Source organism: bacterium (genome assembly GCA_030247525.1).
Classification (GTDB): Bacteria; Electryoneota; JAOADG01; order JAOADG01; family JAOADG01; genus JAOTSC01.
This window is the reverse complement of the sequence record JAOTSC010000016.1, coordinates 1-20,561: the sequence shown is the minus strand read 5'-3', so window position 1 is coordinate 20,561 and position 20,561 is coordinate 1. Positions and strand designations below refer to the sequence as shown.

The 20,561-nt window shown below is 47.8% G+C and carries 13 protein-coding genes and 1 tRNA gene; 2 read left to right on the top strand and 12 right to left on the bottom strand.

The window, feature by feature from the left end:
- Window positions 1-5: 5 nt before the first annotated feature.
- The 7 genes from OEM52_02865 to OEM52_02835 form a co-directional block, all read right to left on the bottom strand.
- Complete coding sequence (locus OEM52_02865) at window positions 6-263, bottom strand: hypothetical protein (GenBank protein MDK9699079.1); 258 nt, start codon at window positions 261-263, stop codon at window positions 6-8.
- Window positions 264-265: 2 nt separating this feature from the next.
- Window positions 266-724 carry a hypothetical protein gene (locus OEM52_02860; protein ID MDK9699078.1) on the bottom strand — a complete coding sequence of 153 codons (459 nt, stop codon included), beginning with the start codon at window positions 722-724 and terminating at the stop codon, window positions 266-268.
- Window positions 705-1,214 carry a DUF669 domain-containing protein gene (locus tag OEM52_02855; protein MDK9699077.1) on the bottom strand — a complete coding sequence of 170 codons (510 nt, stop codon included), beginning with the start codon at window positions 1,212-1,214 and terminating at the stop codon, window positions 705-707. Before OEM52_02855 ends, OEM52_02860 begins: the two co-directional genes overlap by 20 nt.
- 2 nt (window positions 1,215-1,216) lie before the next feature.
- Window positions 1,217-1,960 carry an ATP-binding protein gene (locus OEM52_02850; GenBank protein ID MDK9699076.1) on the bottom strand — a complete coding sequence of 248 codons (744 nt, stop codon included), beginning with the start codon at window positions 1,958-1,960 and terminating at the stop codon, window positions 1,217-1,219.
- 14 nt (window positions 1,961-1,974) lie between these two features.
- Complete coding sequence (locus OEM52_02845) at window positions 1,975-2,997, bottom strand: PD-(D/E)XK nuclease family protein (protein ID MDK9699075.1); 1,023 nt, start codon at window positions 2,995-2,997, stop codon at window positions 1,975-1,977.
- On the bottom strand, window positions 2,990-3,286 hold the full coding sequence (locus tag OEM52_02840) for a hypothetical protein (protein ID MDK9699074.1): 297 nt from the start codon (window positions 3,284-3,286) through the stop codon (window positions 2,990-2,992). The genes OEM52_02845 and OEM52_02840 overlap by 8 nt, the downstream gene beginning before the upstream one ends.
- A 2,316-nt stretch (window positions 3,287-5,602) precedes the next feature.
- Window positions 5,603-5,675: transfer RNA gene (locus OEM52_02835), tRNA-Asn, on the bottom strand.
- Window positions 5,676-6,009: 334 nt separating this feature from the next.
- Here OEM52_02835 and OEM52_02830 point away from each other — a divergent pair.
- The gene (locus OEM52_02830) at window positions 6,010-6,444 is read left to right on the top strand and encodes a CBS domain-containing protein (GenBank protein ID MDK9699073.1); all 435 of its coding nucleotides are present in this window, start codon (window positions 6,010-6,012) and stop codon (window positions 6,442-6,444) included.
- A 77-nt stretch (window positions 6,445-6,521) separates the two neighbouring features.
- Here OEM52_02830 and OEM52_02825 read toward each other — a convergent pair whose 3' ends face one another.
- Entirely contained in the window at window positions 6,522-11,771 is a 5,250-nt protein-coding gene (locus OEM52_02825; GenBank protein ID MDK9699072.1) for a C25 family cysteine peptidase, read from the bottom strand.
- Between the two features lie 175 nt (window positions 11,772-11,946).
- Between OEM52_02825 and OEM52_02820 the strand changes: the two genes are divergently transcribed.
- Complete coding sequence (locus OEM52_02820; protein ID MDK9699071.1) at window positions 11,947-13,509, top strand: hypothetical protein; 1,563 nt, start codon at window positions 11,947-11,949, stop codon at window positions 13,507-13,509.
- Between the two features lie 71 nt (window positions 13,510-13,580).
- Here the strand turns inward: OEM52_02820 and gyrB are convergent, their stop codons facing one another.
- The 4 genes from gyrB to OEM52_02800 form a co-directional block, all read right to left on the bottom strand.
- Window positions 13,581-15,539 carry a DNA topoisomerase (ATP-hydrolyzing) subunit B gene (gene gyrB, locus OEM52_02815; GenBank protein MDK9699070.1) on the bottom strand — a complete coding sequence of 653 codons (1,959 nt, stop codon included), beginning with the start codon at window positions 15,537-15,539 and terminating at the stop codon, window positions 13,581-13,583.
- A gap of 17 nt (window positions 15,540-15,556) precedes the next feature.
- Window positions 15,557-15,682: a hypothetical protein gene (locus OEM52_02810; GenBank protein MDK9699069.1), complete on the bottom strand. Its 126-nt coding sequence runs from the start codon at window positions 15,680-15,682 to the stop codon at window positions 15,557-15,559.
- Between the two features lie 35 nt (window positions 15,683-15,717).
- Entirely contained in the window at window positions 15,718-17,130 is a 1,413-nt protein-coding gene (locus tag OEM52_02805; GenBank protein MDK9699068.1) for a hypothetical protein, read from the bottom strand.
- 138 nt (window positions 17,131-17,268) lie between these two features.
- On the bottom strand, window positions 17,269-20,561 hold a 3,293-nt coding region (locus OEM52_02800), incomplete at its 5' end, for a T9SS type A sorting domain-containing protein (protein MDK9699067.1).

Genomic DNA, 20,561 nt, shown 5'->3' with positions numbered 1-20,561 from the left:
AGGTGTCAGTTCGATACAGATTGCTTCGGTGAACCGAAGCATTTTTTCCTTTTCGCCGGTTTCGGATCTTCCACCAGCTCCACAGCCCGTAATTGACACGGCATTACTTCCACTTGATCGCCTGGTTCGACGAGTATAGGAGGGTATAGAATTTCAATGACGCTGGGACCCTGAAATCGGGTACTGATCAGTTTCCCAACCGCCCCGGCAAGCCTGCCATTCAGTACTTCCACCGTATCGCCGACGTTGATCATGCGTCCCATGGTTATGCAGGCTCCTTCGTCAATCGCTTCCACGCCCGCAATAGAAATGCTTCCGTTACCGCACAGGCGATCTGACGATTACTGCAGAACAGCACCGGTACACCGAAGTCGACCAGCAGCATCATCGTTGCCCCCAGCACAGCACTCGGGTGAACACCGGAGTGATAGCGGTGCTGCTGGATATCGACCAGATCCCCTTCCACGACAACACATTTGTAGGGCATCGCCGCGAGTTTCTCCACTTCACGCAGAAAACGTTGCTGCGATTTGATAACGCTGGAGATGTAATCTTCGAGCGATTTGCGTTCTACCGACACCATCGGTTCAAACCCGGCAAGGGAATAATCACCGGCGCTCAGCGCCATGCGGATCGTTTCCACCCGCACCGGATCGAATTCAAATGGATGCTGCTCCCGCGTATCGACGATGATCGACAGTCGCTCAGAATGGTTTACTGGCATCCTGGGAAGCCTTTGCGTAACTGGTTGACGGCTTGGAACGAGTGCTGCCACCGGAAGTCGGTGCAGCGGTAGTCTCACCGGCGCCGGAAATCAGTTTGTTGATGTAGATATTCTCATACTCGCCACGGGTCTGCTTCGAGATTTCGAGTTTCAGATCGAGCAGTTTACCGGTGTGTTGCGGCAACTGAGAGAATTTCGGTAACTGCAATCCACACACGGCGAGGTCGCCCTTGATATGCTTCACCGACTCTTCATTCGTGATCACAGCATGTTTCCAGAGCAAACGTCCGGCATAGGTTGGACCGAGGATCTTGAAGGTCCATTTCAGCATCGGCAGACCGCTCGTCTTCGAGTGTGTCATCTCTGCTTTCTCGACGTTCACTTGGTACTTGCCATCCGGCACATCGTCGAAACTCCGCTCCTCGACCGGAGCCTGTTCGTACTCATCATCCCACTGCGTGAGATCGACATTGTCATTGTTCGGAACCATTGTTATTTCTCCTCGGTGATTGATGTGGATGCATGATTCGCGGCAACTGCATCACGGTAGGCGGCGACAAATTTGGAAAAGTCGAGGTCGATGATTTCAGGAAGATTCCCGGTACGGTCGCCCGCTTCGTAGTATTTGGTTGGCTTGGTGCGAATTACACGGCGTTGGGTAACACTCCCGTCTTCATTGTGTACGTCCTCGAAATCAGCGAACAGAATCAGATCGCACATGCCGAGCACGATCTTCCGCGACTTCTCCGGAAGCGTCGGCACCATCTTGGTATAGTTGCCGGTGCGGGATTCGATTTCTTTCTCTTGTGCGTGGGAGATGAGGAACAAGCCGTAGGGAAGCAAGGACAATTTGTTGAGCACGCGATAGAACTCGTTGTTGACGAGGGCATACCCTTTACCATAGCCGAGATCACTCTCATGCTTGATGTTGTGCAGTTTGCAGATGTACTCCGTACACATTCGATAAGCGTTATCAACCGTATCGACGATGATCGTCTGGAATGGATGATTGCCATCGGAGATTTCTTTGCAGGCAGCGAGAAAATCGTCCCAACTTGAGATTGGGGCTTGGAACACATTCAGGTGGTTGAGACCCGCCTCGGTCGCAAGGAAGAGCGCCGGTTCCGCTTGGGAGCAGAATTCACTTTTCCCAACTTTGGCGGGACCCCATAGTAGTACTGTCTGATTCGCCAGCGTCACGTTGGGCGCAGTTTTGGCGGTTGGTAGTAATGACATGACTTATCCTTTCGTTAGAACAAAGGCTCGGTGACTTCCGCCAACTCTTCGTGCGGTGGTTTGATGTCATAGAAATTCTGTTGCACTAGTTCACTGTTTTTGCTGCGACAGAGCGCCCAGTACTGGCAAGGGGTCTTTCCATATTTGAAGCAGTGCCCTCGATTCGGGAGCCAATCCCCTTCATTCATCTCGCCGATAATTTTCTGCGTGATGGTCCAAACGTACTGTTCAGTGTCTTTGAGATCCTGCGGTGAAATCAGGAGTTGTTCGCGGGTGATCATTTCCGGATCACGATACTTCGATCGAAGTTCAATCGTGAATTCTTCATCCGTCTGCGGCATTATCCGCTTAAGGGCAGATTTTCCGGTCTTCGATTCGGCAATCCTGTCGGCCAGTTTCTTCTGATAGGCTTCTTCTGTTTCGCCCATCTTCAACTTAATTCCAGACTTCTGGATGACGTTGTAAATCACCCCAGTAATCGGTCGCTTGAGGTGGCGAGAGAGTGCATAGGCATATAGATTGATTTGAAAATCGAGTGGCAATTTCTCGAGATATGATCCGTCAACACTGGAGGCCGTTTTGTGTTCCAGGATGTAGAGTTCGCCGGTCTCCTTCATTCGGATCAAACCGTCGACTTTACCGGAAAGGTTGAACGTTCGGCTGATGCGTCCTGTATTTGGATTGATGATCGGGAGGAGGAACTTGGTTTCAGCCGCAATGACGTCGAAATCTTCTTCGGGAAATCGATTCAGATAAGTGCTGAACATGACATCCAGCATCAGGAAATCACGACGCTCATTATAATCACTTTCCCGATTGGGGAAGCAATCTGAGAAGTACTGCTTGATTGCTGCACACTTGACATCTTGATCACCGGGTGTGTACCAGCGCTCAAGTGCACCATGCCAGGCAGAACCAAAATCCAACGTTCGATTCTTTTCTTTCGATGTTAGACATTTGATTTCACGGTTCAAGTACTTTCTCGGACAATCGAGAAAAGACTGCATTGATGAATAAGTGAGAATCGCTCTACTCATTATCTTTGTTTCCTTCACTGCTGATAACCTGGATTTCTTCCTGGATCCGATTTCTTGTCTCGACTAACTCATCAATTCGCACTTGCATCCGCTTGCTTGGATTGGGATAGTCGATACGAAGTTCACGGATGTCCTGGTCCACTGCATCACGTATTTCGATGAGCCTTCTGACCGGTTCGAACTCCACTTCTGACTTTTTTAATCGAAGGAGATCTTCCCGATCCAGTCTCATTTGTTCCGCGGTCGAGCAGCTGCTGGACGATGACTGTCGCAAGGAGTTCAATAGCATTCCGTTCCTCCATAGCGCTTGCAGATGAGCCCTGATGTACTTCAATCCGAATAGTGTTCTCGTGTGGCATATTTGCTCGATCCGCAATGGCTGTTTCTGTGCGGTCGAAAAGAATGATCGACACGCTGCCATGTATAAAGGCAAGCTGCGTGCCAGAGATTATGGAAAGATGTAAGTGTAGGATTATGCAGGAGTAATGATTGCGACAATCAGAGTTAGTTACCCTGTTTTTTAGAAAACGCTCATTATGCTCACTAAAAACCGAGTTAGTTACCTAAAAAGGAGCATAATGATCATCGATTTCTGAAAAAGAGCGCAAAATGATCATCCGTTGAGAAGAAAAGTAAACTTCGTTTGAACCCCAGTGACAGTAAACTCCGAGATAGTTACCTAGTTTGAATCGAAAAGGAGCATAATGATCATCGCAAGTAACTAAAAGCGCTCATTATGATCACAATTTCCTGACTTAGTTACCCTAAAAGGAGCATTTTAAGCGCTTGCAGTCTGTAAAGGTAACTAACTCGAATCGGGGGGCATGCAGACTGGACTTGATTCTCCGGAACGTTCGTGTAACTTCGAACCACTAAATCGCACCTGGAATCGTGGCATAGTGATTGCCATTACTACTGGGATAGCAAGGAGGAAAAAATGGTTCGAGTCGTAGGTTACGCGCGGGTTTCATCAGAAGATCAGGCACAGAAGGATCTCTCGATTCCGGCCCAGATCAAAGCCATCGAAAAGTTCGTGAATGATCACCCTGAGATCCAGCTATTGCAGATGTTCAAGGACGAAGGCGTATCGGCGTATGCATCTGCTGACAAGCGTCGCGGCTTCATGGAGATGATCAGTTTTGCCAAGGAGAACAATGTCAAATTCATCCTGGTACACAAGTTAGACCGCTTCTCGAGAAACCGCGAAGAATCAGTCATTTTTAAGTCACTATTAAACAAGTATGGTGTATCCGTCAAGTCATTGTGTGAGAGCTTTGACTCCGATACCCCGTCGGGCTTTCTCTTCGAAGGCATCATCGAAGTGATCAACCAGTTTTACTCGATGAACCTCTCGATGGAAACCCGCAAGGGAATGGCGGAGAATGCCTCACGAGGCTTCTTAAATGGTGGGAGTGTCCCTTACGGCTATACCAAGATCGATGTGCCTGGTATTGGCGACAGGGTGCATAAAAAGCTGGCTTTAGGTGATCCCATGGAAGTCGCAACCATCCGTAAAATCTTCGAATGGGCTACCAATGATGGTCTCGGGGCAAAGGCGATTGTAAATAGATTAACCGCTGAAGGGATCGTTACAGCTAGTGGAAAACCGTGGTGTAAGCAGAGAATCGGTCAGTACTTGAATAACCCGGTGTACTACGGTGCCACCGTCTGGAACCGCACAAACTCCAAGTCCCACAAGCAGCGCCCAGAAAGCGAATGGATGATCGTAGAGAACACCCACGATCCTATTGTGAGCAAGGAAATGTATTTCCGTCGCAAAGCCATGGCTGCAGGCAATATTGGCAAGGCTTTCCCGACAGTAACCCAGAAGGAAGAGTGGCTCTTATCTAAGATTATTCGCTGTGGTAAATGCGATCAGGCTTACGTTGGAATCCGCCGGAAAAAAGTCAGTAAACTCGAAAACGAACGCATCGAATACATGCTAAAGCGTTATGTGTGCTCCGGTTACATCAATCAGAAAGAGTGTAAATGCGGTTCGTTCTATATCGACAAGGATTTTCTGGAAAGTGCCGTCCTACGGGCGATACAGCATGAGATCGCGAAACCCGGACGTCTCGATGAAATTGAGCAATCCATCCAGGCGAAATTAATGGAATTAAAAGCTGGCAAGAGTGGCGAGGAGCAACGGCTAGCAGAACGCCTGAAAGAGCTTAGCATCAGTATCGAACGATACTACGATGCAATTGGTGCTGGAATGGACGTGGAAACCTGTAAGCTGAAGATTGATGAATTGCAGCGTGAAAAGCGGTTTCTGGATGCGGAATTCAAGCAGAAATACAATGTGGAAATCCTCACGGAAGCGTTGAAACGAGATCTCGATATCTGCCGGAAATTGATCAGAAACTTCGATTCAGAAGCGGAAACAATACCTTTTGAGAGATTGCGGATGGTGGTAATTCATTTCGTTGAAAGCATTGAAATAATCGATGAATCCATCGCACGAATCAATATGCGGATTCCCAAGCTGACGACCGGAAAAACCCTGAAGCCCCCGATGGCAAAGAAGACGCGGGTAGAGGTGGAACTCGAAGCGCAAAACAAAAAAATAGCCCGACCTGATTTGAATCAAGTCGGACTATTAGGGCTCCCCGGGAGAGACTCGAACTCCCAACCTATTGGTTAACAGCCAACCGCTCTGCCGATTGAGCTACCGGGGAATATATTACTACGGAAACCAACTACTGCAACAAATCGCGCTTCCTTTCGGTAGAATATCAGCCAACCGCTCTGCTGATTGAGCTACCGGGGAATCTACCTTTCGGTACAGCAAAGCAATGATACAATTTTTTTTTCGCCGATGCAAGAGGAGGTATCCGTTTGTTTTGGCAACTAATTCTTAGCCAAATCGACGAGCTTCGTAACGTTTAATATTTGTAATATTACGGGGTCAGTTCTTTATCCGATACTTTTGGGAAAACTTGCACAAAGCGAACCGCTTGCATTCTCCCTACAAGCAACGTATTTATTTGTATACAATCACTGGGGGGAAGAATGGCAACAGTATCATCAATTTTGTCGGGAAAAGGATCGGATGTTTTTACCGTCTCACCAGCGACATCGCTATTGAATGCAGTTCGTTTGATGATCGAACGAAAAGTCGGCGCGTTGCTGGTTACCAAAGACGATAGTATCGTCGGCATGTTTACCGAGCGTGATTTTCTACGCGCTTCGATGCGTCCAGATAAAACATTAGCCGAGTTAACTGTATCGGAATTCATGACCAGCGATTTGGTGATTGTCACCCCTCAGCTTGATATCAACGATTGTCTTGCTATCATGACACAAAAGCATTGTCGCCACTTGCCGGTGATGGATCAAGGAAAATTGGTTGGAATCATCTCGATAGGCGATATCGGTAAACACATTTCCCATGAACGCGAGATTGAGATTCAGTACTTAAAAGAGTACATCCAAGGGAAGTGGTGATATAGTCTTAGTAGCACCTTTGGGTACAATAAAAGGGAAGACAGTTTGTCCTCCCTTTTTCATACCAATCAAATCGATTACTTCACTAACACTAGTTTTCGCAATTGGGTTTCACTACCGGCGCGAATTCGTACGAAGTAAACACCCGCCGCATAGTCATTGGCATTAATCGTCGCGTGATGAATGCCCGCTGGCAGCGATTGTAACATAGTGTGCTCAACCGCTCGACCTAACGCATCAAACAAGGAAAATTCGACATCGCCACGAGCCGGCAAAGCAAACTCGATTTGCGCAATAGCATTGAACGGATTCGGGTACACTTTTCTCACCTCGAATTTCGTTGGGAGACTAACACCAACATCGTTCAAACCTACAACATCGACAATCATTGCGACCGGAACGAGATATGGCGCATTGGCGGCAGTACCAGTAAATTGGAACGTGCCGTGCACAGTATCGTGCAACGTGTGATGCCGAGTATTCCAGATTACGTCGAACTCGGTCGAACCGGCTGCCGGAATCGAGAAGGTCGTTGTCAGGGGCGTTGCCCAACGATGGTAGAGATCGAAGCGGATAGCGTGGTTACTGGGAATCGGTACGTTGTGGTAAATCGTGTAATAGGTCGAATGCTCTTCGTTCTGGATGCCGACGGTTGATGTCGTATCCATAGTTACTATTGAACCGTATTGAAACACGAAGGAACTATCGGGATACAGAATCGCTTGAAAGGAAAGCGTTGATGTTTCCTGATTGTAGCGCCTTACGTTTTCCCAAGAAAAGACCGCACGCTGGTTTACTTCGTCCATCATTACTTTTGTTGTCCCCTGGTCACAAACCAAATTGTCCCACAACACCGCAAGGAAACTCGGCATGACCGTATACGGTAACTGCTGGTTGCCGGCAGTAGCATTCCCTTGGGGATTATCGAAACACAACCAGCCGTTAGTACACATATATACACGAGTATAGCTCTGGCCGAAGTAACGGAATGTAAAGGGTAGAGTATACGGACCACCGGTACGATCATCACCGGTCGGACCGTTCATTCCAGAAGATACGTCGATCCAAGAGAATTGTGGGCCGCGGGGATCGCTGGTTTTCTGATAACCAAATCCATCGAATCCAGTAAGGGCAGTCATAGTCCCGGTATACGGAGCGCCACCAGTATTGTGAAGTGTCACCGGAATGACAGTTGAATCGTTCGGTGGAATCACTCTCACGATTGAATCCGAAGTCACCGACAACCAAGCCGGATGGACAATATGGAAGTCAAGGTCTGATGTATCGCCAATAGTAGTATTTCCATTCATATAGATCCGCACTCGGGCGTGGTTACTCACCGGCTGTGTCACGATCCAAGGAATACTGCCATACTCCGGCAGCGCGCTATTAAAAAGCGTTTCCCATGTACCGGTAGGATAGTTACGATTTAGTAAAACGGAGATTGTACCGGGCACTTGCGCGTGGTTCCAATCAATCACACGGGTTTCGCCGATTGCCCAACTCTCATTACCATTTGGTGTCACTAAGTGTAATTGTGGCTGTGGTTGAATCAAAACGATATCTGAGTTAGAAGAATCGCCTTGCGCACCGGAAGGTAGTATTACCCGAAGTCTGGCATTTGTGGTTACTGGTGTCGTAACAGTCCAACTCTCGCTGCCGTCGTTCGCAGTGTTTGCGAGAATCGTTTCCCACGTTCCTGCGGGGAAGTTACGGTTGATTTGCAGATTCACCGTTTGCGCAGATGGATTCCCTATCCACATGATATTGACGGGATAACCTATCGCTAGCGTATCGCCACCCCGAGGTGAAAGTAAATGCAGCAAATCGTCCGGGAAAGTGGTTGAGAATAGGATAGCATGGTCGATGTTCTCACCGTTATCCATCGGTACAGCAGTCGCAGCATAAAAATTATCGCACGACAGCTCGAGAGCTTGTAAGCGCGTTCCATCGGATATTCCGATGGTCGCGTAATCGGGTTCGTAAGTATCACCGATGATGTTGTTGACCGTTCGATATTGCATCTTTAACATCGCATCGCCGGTCGGAGTGGGATAATACCGGGGATCGCTGATAATGATTTGAAAAAGATTCGGCATGCTTCCGCCAAACGTCGTCGCAACATTCCAAGTCAAAATGAATTGATGATTGGCAGCATCGTAGTATGTGAATACACCATAAGGATCAGCGCCAAAAAACAAGTCGTCCCAAAAAACCGCTACTAAATTTGCTGGGCCTTCATTGGCAGGCAAATGCCAATTTCGGAAATTGTTGTAGTACGGCTGCCAGCCAAACGCCAACCAGCCGTTGGAGCATACGGTAATTGAATCGAACGTGTTTCCATAATACTTCACCGGGAAAGGTAAACGCACAGCAAGACTGGTATCCTGATACTCACCGCCATCGCTCATGGGTAGTCGAACACCATTTCCACCGTAGGCTGGGATAATTTCACGCCAACTAAAATCAGGCGACGCCGAATACAACGAATCACTGTTCTCAAAGGCGTAGTAACCATAAGTGTCGGGACCGGTCGGTTCGCTGGTTGTTGCTGCTACGAGTGGCATCGTAAAGTCCATTGTATCGCGCAGTTCACCGTAAGCAAACAACATTTGCATCGGCAAACTCGAGCCGGGTAAAGCGGAGGTTTGGATTTGGATCTGGAACCGTTGTGCAGTTGGTGAGGTTCTGGTCGATCCATTCGGCAACGATGTATAAGTAGCAGTCGGTTGTAACACAGCTGCATGTGGTGTCAATGAAACCAATTGTGCCGATACTCCGGAAGAGATTCCTAACCCTTGATTTATAACTGTAACAGTGAAAGACGCTGTAACACCAGGGTTTAACTCGGTAATACCGGAAAGGGTGTAATGATCGAACTCCGGCGCAATCGATTCGATGGCTAATCGCACGAACAAGCGTGTCGAGAAAGTGGAACCGACAACATCGAGATAAAATGGAATAGTATCGCCATTGGAAATTCCTGCGGGAAGATGAATGCGAAACGGAGTCGCATTTGTTCCGGTACTCCCCGTTATGATGTTACTCCAAGTCGAAGTCGCTGAAGTGATTGTTACTCGGGAATCGGGACATATAAATGTTCCAGAAATTCCCGATGCAGTCCCACTCCCCACATTCTCAAGCTGAACCGACAAATCAATTGTTTCACCAGGCGAAGCGATTTGATCGTTATTGCCGACGGTACCACTAGTGTTATCATCGTCTACCGTCAATGCGGATACCGTCAAGTCTGCGGTAGCTCGACTCACAGTAATCGTGTCGACAATCGGCAGGAGATTCAAACCAGCTTTCATACCGGTAATCGAAAGGTATAGATTTCCGGTTGTCACAATGCTCAACGGTACATCGACATTACCATTCTCATCAGTTCGACATCGAACATACAGCTCGGTTGCACCGGAAGTGTTCTTCTTCCATGCGGTAACCAATGCATCTTGTACCGCCGTGCCGCCACTGGTGACTGTCAGCGATATCAGATTTGTTCCGAGACCGACTGACTGCGGAATCGTACAGGATAAAGTACGCGGAGCACTTGTCCAGATCTGTGCCGAACAATCTCCCATCACATTATTCCAGCGCGAGAAGTTATCGACTTCATCGGAGTGGCTGTTACTAAAATTCCGCCACAATTGATACTTCCCTGCAAAGAACATCGGACCAGGCTGACGAACCTCGTTGACACCGAATGCATAAAATACACCCGTCGCCACAACGTTGTTGAAAGACGGTTTTGTGTTTGGAGTTGCGGTCGACATTGTCGCTAATGATCCAAACGGATTTGATGGTGTACCCAACCGTATTAAAGTTTCGTGCAATCCGGTTTCTTGTCCGTACCAATCGCCACTGCCACAGGTGATATTCAAGGAAACGAATGGTTTGTTGCTATTCGTTAGCGACGTTAAATCAGAATTCTGTGCTTCGCCAACCCACGCCGCCCGGTGGGCCCATAACACCGCGCCGCCATTCAATTGGGAATTTATCAACGATGGGTCAACTAAACCGTTGTGTTCATTGTAAGAGGTGTTCGTTACCCCGCCACGATTCATCATTTCCAAACAGAAACGGATTGCCGGACGATTTGAATACACGTTATGAGATATACCAGCATAACCCCACCCTTTTGTAAACCAAGTGGTGTCGGTCATCGGGGGATTTCGTTCGTAGTTGATGACACGATTCACCATCGTTTGGAGGTGGGTAATCGTTTCATATGAGAATCGACTGATAGTGATATCGGCAAGGATATCGGTACCGACAATCTGAGTGTATGGATGGTCGGTCGCCTCCCCATCGACGGTGTAAGCAACCATCCCATTGTTGTAGCCATCTCCCGCGAGGATTACATACTCGAGGGGAGGATTGTAACTATTAAAGGCGTTGTTGATAATGTTCTGAATGGCGGTGGTATTGTACTGCTGTAACACTTGGATTTGAGTTTTACGCCCGCTTTGTGTTTTCCAGTTCGCAAAACTTGTCAATGCCGTACGGACTTGTGTATTGTTCAAATAGATTACAAGCATCTGGCCAGGGTCGGCAGTTTCATTGGTGGTTACCAAATCTTCCGCCCCAATGACATCGCGGTAGAAGGAAGCAAAACTTGGAACCGGTTTTGGATCGTGAGTTATTTCATTACTGCTGATTCCCCCGATAGGAGTTATCTCCAATTCGATAGTATTATACACCCGCATCGTTCGGGTTACTGGATTGTATTGGACGGGTTGCATGCTCAATACCGCAACTCGAGCGTCACGTAATGCAGCCGGTTCACCAATCCAGGCTACTGCTTCCGGGAAAAACGCATTTCGTTCGTAGATAGCTTGATCGATTGCAAATACAGGGGTTGTGTTATCAAGAACACTGGATTGTTCTGTCACATCGAGGGTTTGTTGCGGAAAGATATCTACATTCGGATATTCGGTGTAGTCGGCATTCTTTATCGTCAGTGCGACATTTCCGGTGTTCGGTAACCGAACGGTACGAGCGATAACCGGCAGCTCCGGTGCGCCAACTTCCCATAACTTGGTTTCACCAGCGATTGATACGGTCGTCCAGTTTTGCGCATTGGCAAAAACTGTATCAACTTGGATCGCAGGATGGGAAAACTGCAGTTGTAGATGCCCGACGCCAAGAACTTTGGTATTGATCGAAACAGAGTTTTGCGCGGGGATGCCGATAAACTCATCCACTCTTGTCAATCGACTTTCGGGAATTGCAAAGCTGATCGTGACAAAAAATTGAATGAGTATCCCAAGGAGAATCGAAAATCGGATTGTGCTTGGTTTGATTGGATCGCTGTCGAATATCATGGTTTTTTCCTTAGCTTCCAGTGCTTGCAGTAATTGTACAATATAGTATGGTGAAACTCAAGTTATCGACTTGTAAAAGTCTACAAAGTGGCTGTGCGATTGCGCACACAATTTGTTTGCGTGTAAATTTGACTCCATAGTTCGTTTGTTGTTACTTCTCTATTGGAAAGAATCGATGAAACAGAATTTGTTAGTTAACCATTCACTGCTCCCGGTTGTATCAGCACTTGTTTTACTGATAACTGCCACCATGATTTTTGCTCAACCGTTCCCACAGGAATTTGGTATTTCGGCGCGAACGGGCTATCTGCTTGACTATGGCTGGCACTGGGATGCAAACCGTTCCTTTCACCCGTATGATGTTCAGCAATGGAAATCGGATCGATACTCACCTGCTTCGACCGAAATTGAAAGTTGGTTGGAAGTATCGTCAAAGTGCTTTTCATCACACGTTTGGGAGCAACATACCCTCTCCGATAGTGGAGTTAGTATCTTCGCAATCGTCGGATTGGGGGTGAGTGGACAGTCTGGAGCGGCAAAATCTTACAACCATGTCGGGGTGCAACCTCTCTTGAGAGTCGATACTCGTTACCATCGAAATTGGTACGGAAGACTCTCAGTTCGAACAACGAACGAGCCGTCGAGTTTGGATGGATTCACGGGAACAAGTAAAGAAATCGAACGGGCGGGATTGAAATCAGCAGAAGTCGACGAATCGGTTTTAGGATACCGGAATCGCTTTGCACCCATTGAGTATGGCCCCTCCCGAGAAGTGTGGGGTCCTAACTCAACAACAAATTTGCTGTTATCAAATACGTCACCATCCTATGAGCGGTTCGTGCTGGAGTTCCGTTTCAAGAGAATTGCGTACCGGTACTTCTTCGCATTCCTCGAATCGAAATATGTGAGAGAATCCGCCGACACATACCAACGTTACTTAGTCGGACGTTGTGTCGAATATCGCAATCAAAAGAATTTAGTAATCGGAGTCGGCGAAATTTCACTACTGACAGGTATCGACCGGTCCGTCGACTGGAGTTTTTTTAATCCGATCGGTGTACACCTAGAAATTGAGCAGAACAAACGACAAAACTCCTTGGGATCGAATGCACAAAATGATATTCTGTTTGCAAACTTCGATTGGTTAGCCCGTAAAAATCTTCGGATTAGCGGCATGTTCGTACTCGACGAATTCCAGCTTGACTCCCGTGGCAGCGGCTCAAACACCGATGCACTGGGATTTTGGGGGAAGGTAATCTGGACGCCTTTTGCCACAAGCTTTGCGAAGTTCTCTTGGCTTGGCACAGTCTATCGTTGCGACACCTACACGTTACAGCATTCCAATCCCTATACCAACGCTATCACACGAAACAAGTTGTTGGGTGATTCGCGTGGAAACGATTCGGAGGATTATCAAACTGGTTTCCGGATTTTGTTTAAGCATCCGGTTCTATTAGAAGTGGTGGCTGGACAAACGCGATGGGGCGATAATCGGATTCAGGATCACCCGTATACTACGTACGAGAAGTTTTTGTCGGGACCATTTCCGAGTGGTAAGATCCGCACCAACCAGTATCTCGCTGTTACAATTGACAGCGAACCGTTGCCGCGTCTTAATCTTGGCGTGAAAGGTCATATCGATCTCGAAACCAAGGGAACCGATAGCGCAATGGAACAATGGACACTGACAGCGAGTTACTATTTGCCTTACCACTATTCGACAAAAGACGACGAATAAAACATAACTGAATGCAAAAAAACCGGCGAACCATTATGATTCGCCGGTTCCGATTTCAACACGAAATAGAATTAGATATCGAGATTCTGAACATACCGCGCGTGAGTTTCGATCCACTGTCGACGCGGCTCAACCGATTCGCCCATCAACTTCTCGAAAATATCATCGGCCTCTTTTGCATCTTCCAATGTTACTTTCTTCAGAGTACGAACTTCGGGATTCATCGTCGTTTCCCACAACTGCTCCGGGTTCATTTCACCGAGTCCTTTAAAGCGGTTTATCGTTACATTATCACCCATTTCAGCCATATACTTATCCCGCTCATCATCGCTGTAAACGTAATGCTCCTGTTTCCCTTTCCGTAACCGATAGAGCGGTGGCTGCGCGATGTAGATATGCCCCTGCTTTACTAACGGTTTCATATTGCGATACAGGAACGTGAGCAACAATGTCCGAATATGTGCGCCATCAACGTCGGCATCGGTCATGATAATCACTTTATCGTACCGACGTTTTTCGTAATCCCAATCGGAAGTATCTTCGGCATCGTCGGCGCCGCTCCGTAAAATACCCGTACCAATCGCAGTTACCAGTGTTCGGATTTCTTCGTTGTTCAGCACTTTATCGAGTTGGGCTTTCTCGACGTTTATTACTTTCCCGCGTAACGGCAAAATCGCTTGAAACTTGCGGTCGCGACCCTGTTTCGCCGAACCGCCTGCCGAATCGCCTTCCACCAGATACAACTCACACTCAACCCGATTTTCACTCGAACAATCGGCTAATTTTCCCGGCAGCGTACCGCTGGTCAGCGCACCTTTGCGGCGAGTGAGATCGCGCGCTTTCCGAGCCGCTTCGCGAGCGCGAGACGCTTGCAAACTCTTCTCAACGACTTTCTTGGCAACCTGTGGATTCTCATCGAGCAACATCGAGAGTTTTTCGTTTACAATCTGCTCGACAAATCCTTTGACTTCCCCATTGCCCAATTTTGTTTTCGTTTGTCCTTCAAATTGCGGTTCAGGTACTCGGGCGCTGATAATCGCGACCAGTCCTTCCCGGCAATCGTCACCGGTAAGTCCCGAGCTTTTATCGTTCTTGAACAGACCAGCTTTTTGGGCATAGGCATTGATCGTGCGGGTAAGCGCTGCTTTGAAACCGACGACGTGAGTACCGCCTTCCACCGTATTGATATTGTTCACATAAGATAGAATTTGCTCGCTGTAACTGGAACTCCACTGCAATGCAATCGATACTTCGATCCCGTTCGATACGCCATCCATCGATAATGGCCGCGAATGCAATACTTCTCGCTCACCCTGCAAATACGTAACAAATTGCGCCAAACCGCCTTCGGCAAAAAAGTCTTCCTTTTGGCTATTGCGATGATCCTCAAGACTGATTTTGAGTCCTTTGTTGAGAAACGCCAACTCACGTAACCGAGCGGCAACAACATCATACTCAAATTCGACGGTAGTGAAGATTTGGCGGTCGGGATTAAATCGTACATAAGTTCCGGTATCGGAAGCACGGCACGTGCCGTAGGGTTCTACCGCTGATGTCGGTTCCCCTCGTTGATACATTTGTTTATAGACTTTTCCCTCGCGACGGACTTGCACTTCACACGATTCGGACAACGCATTCACCACCGATGCGCCGACGCCGTGTAAACCACCTGAGACTTTGTAGGTGCTCTTGGAAAACTTGCCACCGGCATGCAGCACCGTCATTACAACTTCCAATGCCGATTTGTTCTCCTCAGCGTGCAAATCGACCGGGATACCACGACCGTTGTCGCGCACGCTAACCGAACCATCCCGATGTATTTCTACTGTAATCTGGGTCGCAAATCCTGCCATCGCCTCATCGATCGAGTTATCGACAATTTCGTAAACTAAATGATGGAGACCGCGCGAGCCGATGTCCCCGATGTACATTGCCGGACGCTTGCGAACTGCTTCCAGCCCTTTAAGTACTTGAATTTGTCCCGCGCCGTAGTCGCCGTTGCCATTTTGTGATTTCGGTTGTTCCGACATCCTGTGAATTATCCTTCCTAATCGATTCCAAGCGGTTCTCCGGGTATATGAACCGACATGATGATAGCACTAAACTTAGTAATGTAAGCGATTTCGCGAACGAATGCAACGAACTGAAAACCCGCATCCAGTAAGGGTTTCACAGACTTTTCCCAAACATTGTTGTTTGTTATGCGAATCAGTTGCGGAGGTGTTGATGCCGATAGTTTTGTACCACACTCCAAGCCGTCGTTTGTAGGAAGGTCTTCTCGGTGTCAGTGATGCTGGGATCGCAAACATAGTTAACCCCGATTGGGGAGCGATTCCACAAGGAAGCATAGAAGACACATACAGCGAGATATGTACCATACACCGAAGGGTGGCTGCCATCGGTATCGTAGAGATTCATTGTTGGCATTGTTGTACGAACCTCTTCAAATGCCAATCCGACCGGACTTACGAGTGCATTCACGAGGTGGCCAAGCGAATCGTATGCTTGCTGTAACGGAGTAATCATCGGCGGATTGTTCTGCCTTGCCCATGTCATGAACAAGCCAGTTTCGGCACCGCTATTAGCTGCCAATAGCTGCAGCGATCTGCCGTATTGTATCATCGGTGCTGGCTCTTCCACTGGTCGGGTACTTTGCTCTTGCAGTATAACGATGTCGTAATCGCCGGTCGCAATTTGTTGTTGGGTAGTCGTTGTATTGTAATGCATTTGTAGCGTGTAGCCGCCACCAGTGATGCTCTCGATAACGGGATGCAATGCAGTGTCAGCCGCTTGAACAAACATATTCAGATGAACATCGACTCCATTGTTGTAGTAGGTATAGCTGTTGCCAAGAAACAGGATTCGTTGCGGCGGCGGCGCAGAGACTGTATCAATGACGATGTTGATAGTGGCATCGTGTAGAGTTCGTAAGAATGTGCGAGAAAAAAACGGACGGCAGATTGAATCGGGGAATACTCGAATGGAATACTCCGATTCGAGTTGAATAGTGTTGCTTTGCTTAACGTCACGAAAACGATTGGCGGACTGGGATCGATACTGGAAAGCACTGGAGAACTGTGAACTCTGTGGGGATGTTGCGATGCCGTGGGCATTGTGTAAGAGTTTTGTTACGGGATAGTTACTACCAAGCGACAGAAAATACACTCCGCTTGCTACCGGCTGTCCAGAGATTGCTTTGCCATCCCAATACCCTTCGGCAATCCATAGTATTGGAGCAAGTTGACGATTTTGTAATCGGATTTCAGCAGTTTTTCTCCCTAAGACATCATACACCGATGCTACCCGAAACATTGAGGAAGCTGCCAAGTAGAAATTGTGTGACGAGCCGCCCTGGTTCGTTGCGACAACAGGCAACGGTGATGGCAACAACTTACGATCTTGCTCGGTTACCGGCAAAACAAGATCGCTGATATCATAACGTCCGGTGTTATCACATTGGATATTGTAGATTGTCCCGGTTCCGGTATGGGTATACTCCACCCATGCAAAGGGAATCCCGGAGACGCCGTCGCGCAATACCGAGCCGGAAACTTGCGCGAGCTGTGCGATGCTGTTCGCTGTCAAACAAAACAGAAACAGGATAAACAGAAGTTTTCGCATGAGGTGCATCAGAATTGCCATTTCATTATACACAGCAAAGTACGAAGCATTTCCACCGCATCACAAGAATACAACAAAAACGGCGGTACTCATCAGCACCGCCGTTTCCGCCAGATCAGGTTGTAGTAGACTTTGAAATTACTTCATCAAGATCATCTTTCGGGTGGCAGTGTATCGATTCGATTGTAACCGGTAGTAGTAAACCCCGGATGCCAAGGTGCGAGCATCGAAGGTAAACCGGTACGTGCCTGCGCGATAGGTTTCGCCATTAGCGACACGAGCGACCTCTTCACCTAACAAATTATGAATCGTTAAACGTACTTGCTCTGATTCAGGAAGTGAGAATTCAATCGTAGTAATCGGATTGAACGGATTCGGATAATTTTGTTCTAACCGGAATTGCTTCGGCATCGTTGCAATACCACTGCGTTCTTCGATATCGTTGACAGCTACGATCATGGTAACGGGTAACGTTACCGAAGGCGGTGTCGCATTACTATTTAACTGGATGCCAACCCGATACTCTCCTTCTGGCATAAAATTACTGGAAAGTTGAACTTGGATTTGAACCGAGTCGCCGACCGCTACCGTTCCCGCTTGTGGGGTAAACCCAACCCAAACATTGTTGAATGCCAACTCATGCAATACAATCCGGTCAGCTCCGGCATCGGTTGTCAATACACTTACCAAAGTCCAAAGCATCGGATTCCAACGATTCGTTATCGCCAAACCTGCACCATTCTCACCGGTATTACCAATCGTCGCTATCAATTGTGAAGCTCCAGTAACGGGATTGTGCTTCACAATCCTTGCTCCTTCTAAGTTCACATCACGCTGCATCGAATACAAGAACATACTATCAGGGTCGGCAGCAAACCACGCCAAACCATAGATGTTCCCGGTATTTGTAAGCGAGTTCAGTTGTTCACCATTACTCGTTCGGATCGCATAAATTGGACTCATACGGTCGCAATAATATAGAACTCCATTCACAGTGTCGCATGCCAAAGCGCGAGCTGGATTTACACTGGATGTATAACTTTGGACGATGTTCCCTAAAGTATCGATTTGGTTGATCATCCGATTGGACGAACTATAAAGGAAATGACCATCCCACGCCAAATCACGCCAGCCGTATACCGAGTTAGAATCGGGACCGAGCTGGTTGTAACTGGCGAGTAATCCGCCATTACTATCGAATTTGTACAATCGATTGGGGTTCATCCAGGTGTTGCTGCCGGTTGCCCAGAAGTTATTGCCATCGAATTCTACCCCATTGATGTTCATATCCCCGGTCGATGCGGATGCATCAAAAGAATATACTTCGTCCCATGGCGCATTGATTTCGTCAAGTTGATTGTTTCCCGCAGAAGGGGTAACAGGCTCCACCACTCGATTCAGAATCCCACCATAGAGTAGATCCAAAGTATATTCAAGCTCGCCATCACCGGTGTTCGTTATCGTAAATGGTATCGTAGTATCCTGACCGGTAACATCCAACGTAACTCGAATCGAATCGACCGATACTCGGTAGCCGGGACGGGTTAACGCGAAATTTGCGGTTATCGTGTCGTCTTCCACAATCGTTATCGGATGGGTGATAAAATTGTAGCCATTTGCTAACACCGTAATGATGTGATCGCCAACCGGAACCTCCCGATATTGATAGATACCGGAATTGTCGGAAAACTGGGTTAATCCGGCGATGGAGATCTGGGCATTCGCAACGGGAGTACTGTCGGAGGCTTGAATAATTCGCCCTTGCAACAAACCCGATGAAATGCGGTTTCCGGTTGCAAACAGGATCGCCCGATTTGCAAACCCCGTACCGCTATTTGTTATCGATGCACTACCTGGAGTAAAACGGTGCTCATAGGAGTATTCAACTGCCCGTAGATAGTCGTTATCGGCGATGCCGATAGTGGCGTAATCAGTATCATTGGGTTGACTCGTTACATCGTTGAACCGTTTGTACTGAAAGCACAGGATCGCATCATGAGTCTGGGTTGGAGTATATCGCTGATCATAAATAATCAACTGGAATTCGTTGGGTGGCGATGGCGAATACATCGTCAATACGTTCCATGTTATTATGAAACGATGATTGGCGGTGTCGTTGTATACATAGACTCCTTCCGGTGATGAAGAAAATTTTAGGTCGTCCCAGAATACTGCTACTAAATTGCGGGGACCTTCATTCGCCGGCAAATGCCAGTTACGGAAGTTGTTATACTGCGGTGCTGTTCCCAACCGTTCCACCCCAAATGAAATCCATCCATTCGTACAGACCGTGATGCTGTCAAATGTATTACCATAATATTGTACCGGAAATGGAAGCGGATAGAAGAGACTCATGTCCTGATCCTCTGCACCATCCGATAAAGCTAACCGAGTACCAGCTCCGCCATTGGTGGGAATGATTTCCACCCAATCGAAATTGGGGTGCAAACTATAAGCGGTATCGGTATCGTCGAACGCACGATAGCCATACTCATCAGGACCAGTTGGATCTCGTGAAGTCCGGGTACCCAAGGGAATTGTGAAATACACTGTATCGATTTTTGAGCCGGCATTCAATGCTAAACCGATTGTACCAAGCGTACCGGGTAGTGTTTGTAAACTACAATAGAGTAAAAATCGTTGATCGTCTGGAGTAGCAATTGTTTGGTTACTCGCCATGGCGGGAATCGTTGCCGTTGGTTGCAATACAGTTAAAGCACTCGAACGGGAGAACATCGTTACAGTTGTATTGCTTGCCGTAATCCCGCGATTCTGCAACCACGCCCTCAATAATAGATTTCCGCCAATCGGAGCGGTTGGTATCGAAGCGCCCCCTTGCGTATACAATGAATCGGAAATGAAAGTTACATCCAACGATTGGATGGTAATCGGTAGCGACCGAACTACATTGGCATCGGGATCATTCGAGGTGAGTTGTAACCGCAACGGTACATGTGAATCATGTGGAATACCCGCACCGACAATGATACGAAAACGACCGGCAGCGAAGGCGGAGTCGTTAACCGTCAACGACCTCCATGATTGGGTTCCATTCACAACCAATATTCGGGGATCGCTGGAGGTTAATAGCCCGGATACGCCCGCAGTCATTGCCCTGCCGCCGAGATTCAACAACCGAACATCCAAGTCGACGGTTTCGCCCGGTTCAACTATTTGGTTAGTGTTGCCAACCGTGCCCGCGCCAACTCCATCGTCAATAACGATTTCCCGCACCATTAGTTCTACTGGTGATGAAACGATCTGAATTGTATCGATAAAAGGATGTAAGTACACGCCGAACTTATTCGAAGTAACTACCAGCGACATGGCACCACTCGATGTATTTGTAAGTGGCAGTATCACTCTACCCAACGAATCGGTGACAGCAGTGGTATTAGTTTCATTTGTTCCGGTTTCGCTCCGTTTCCGAA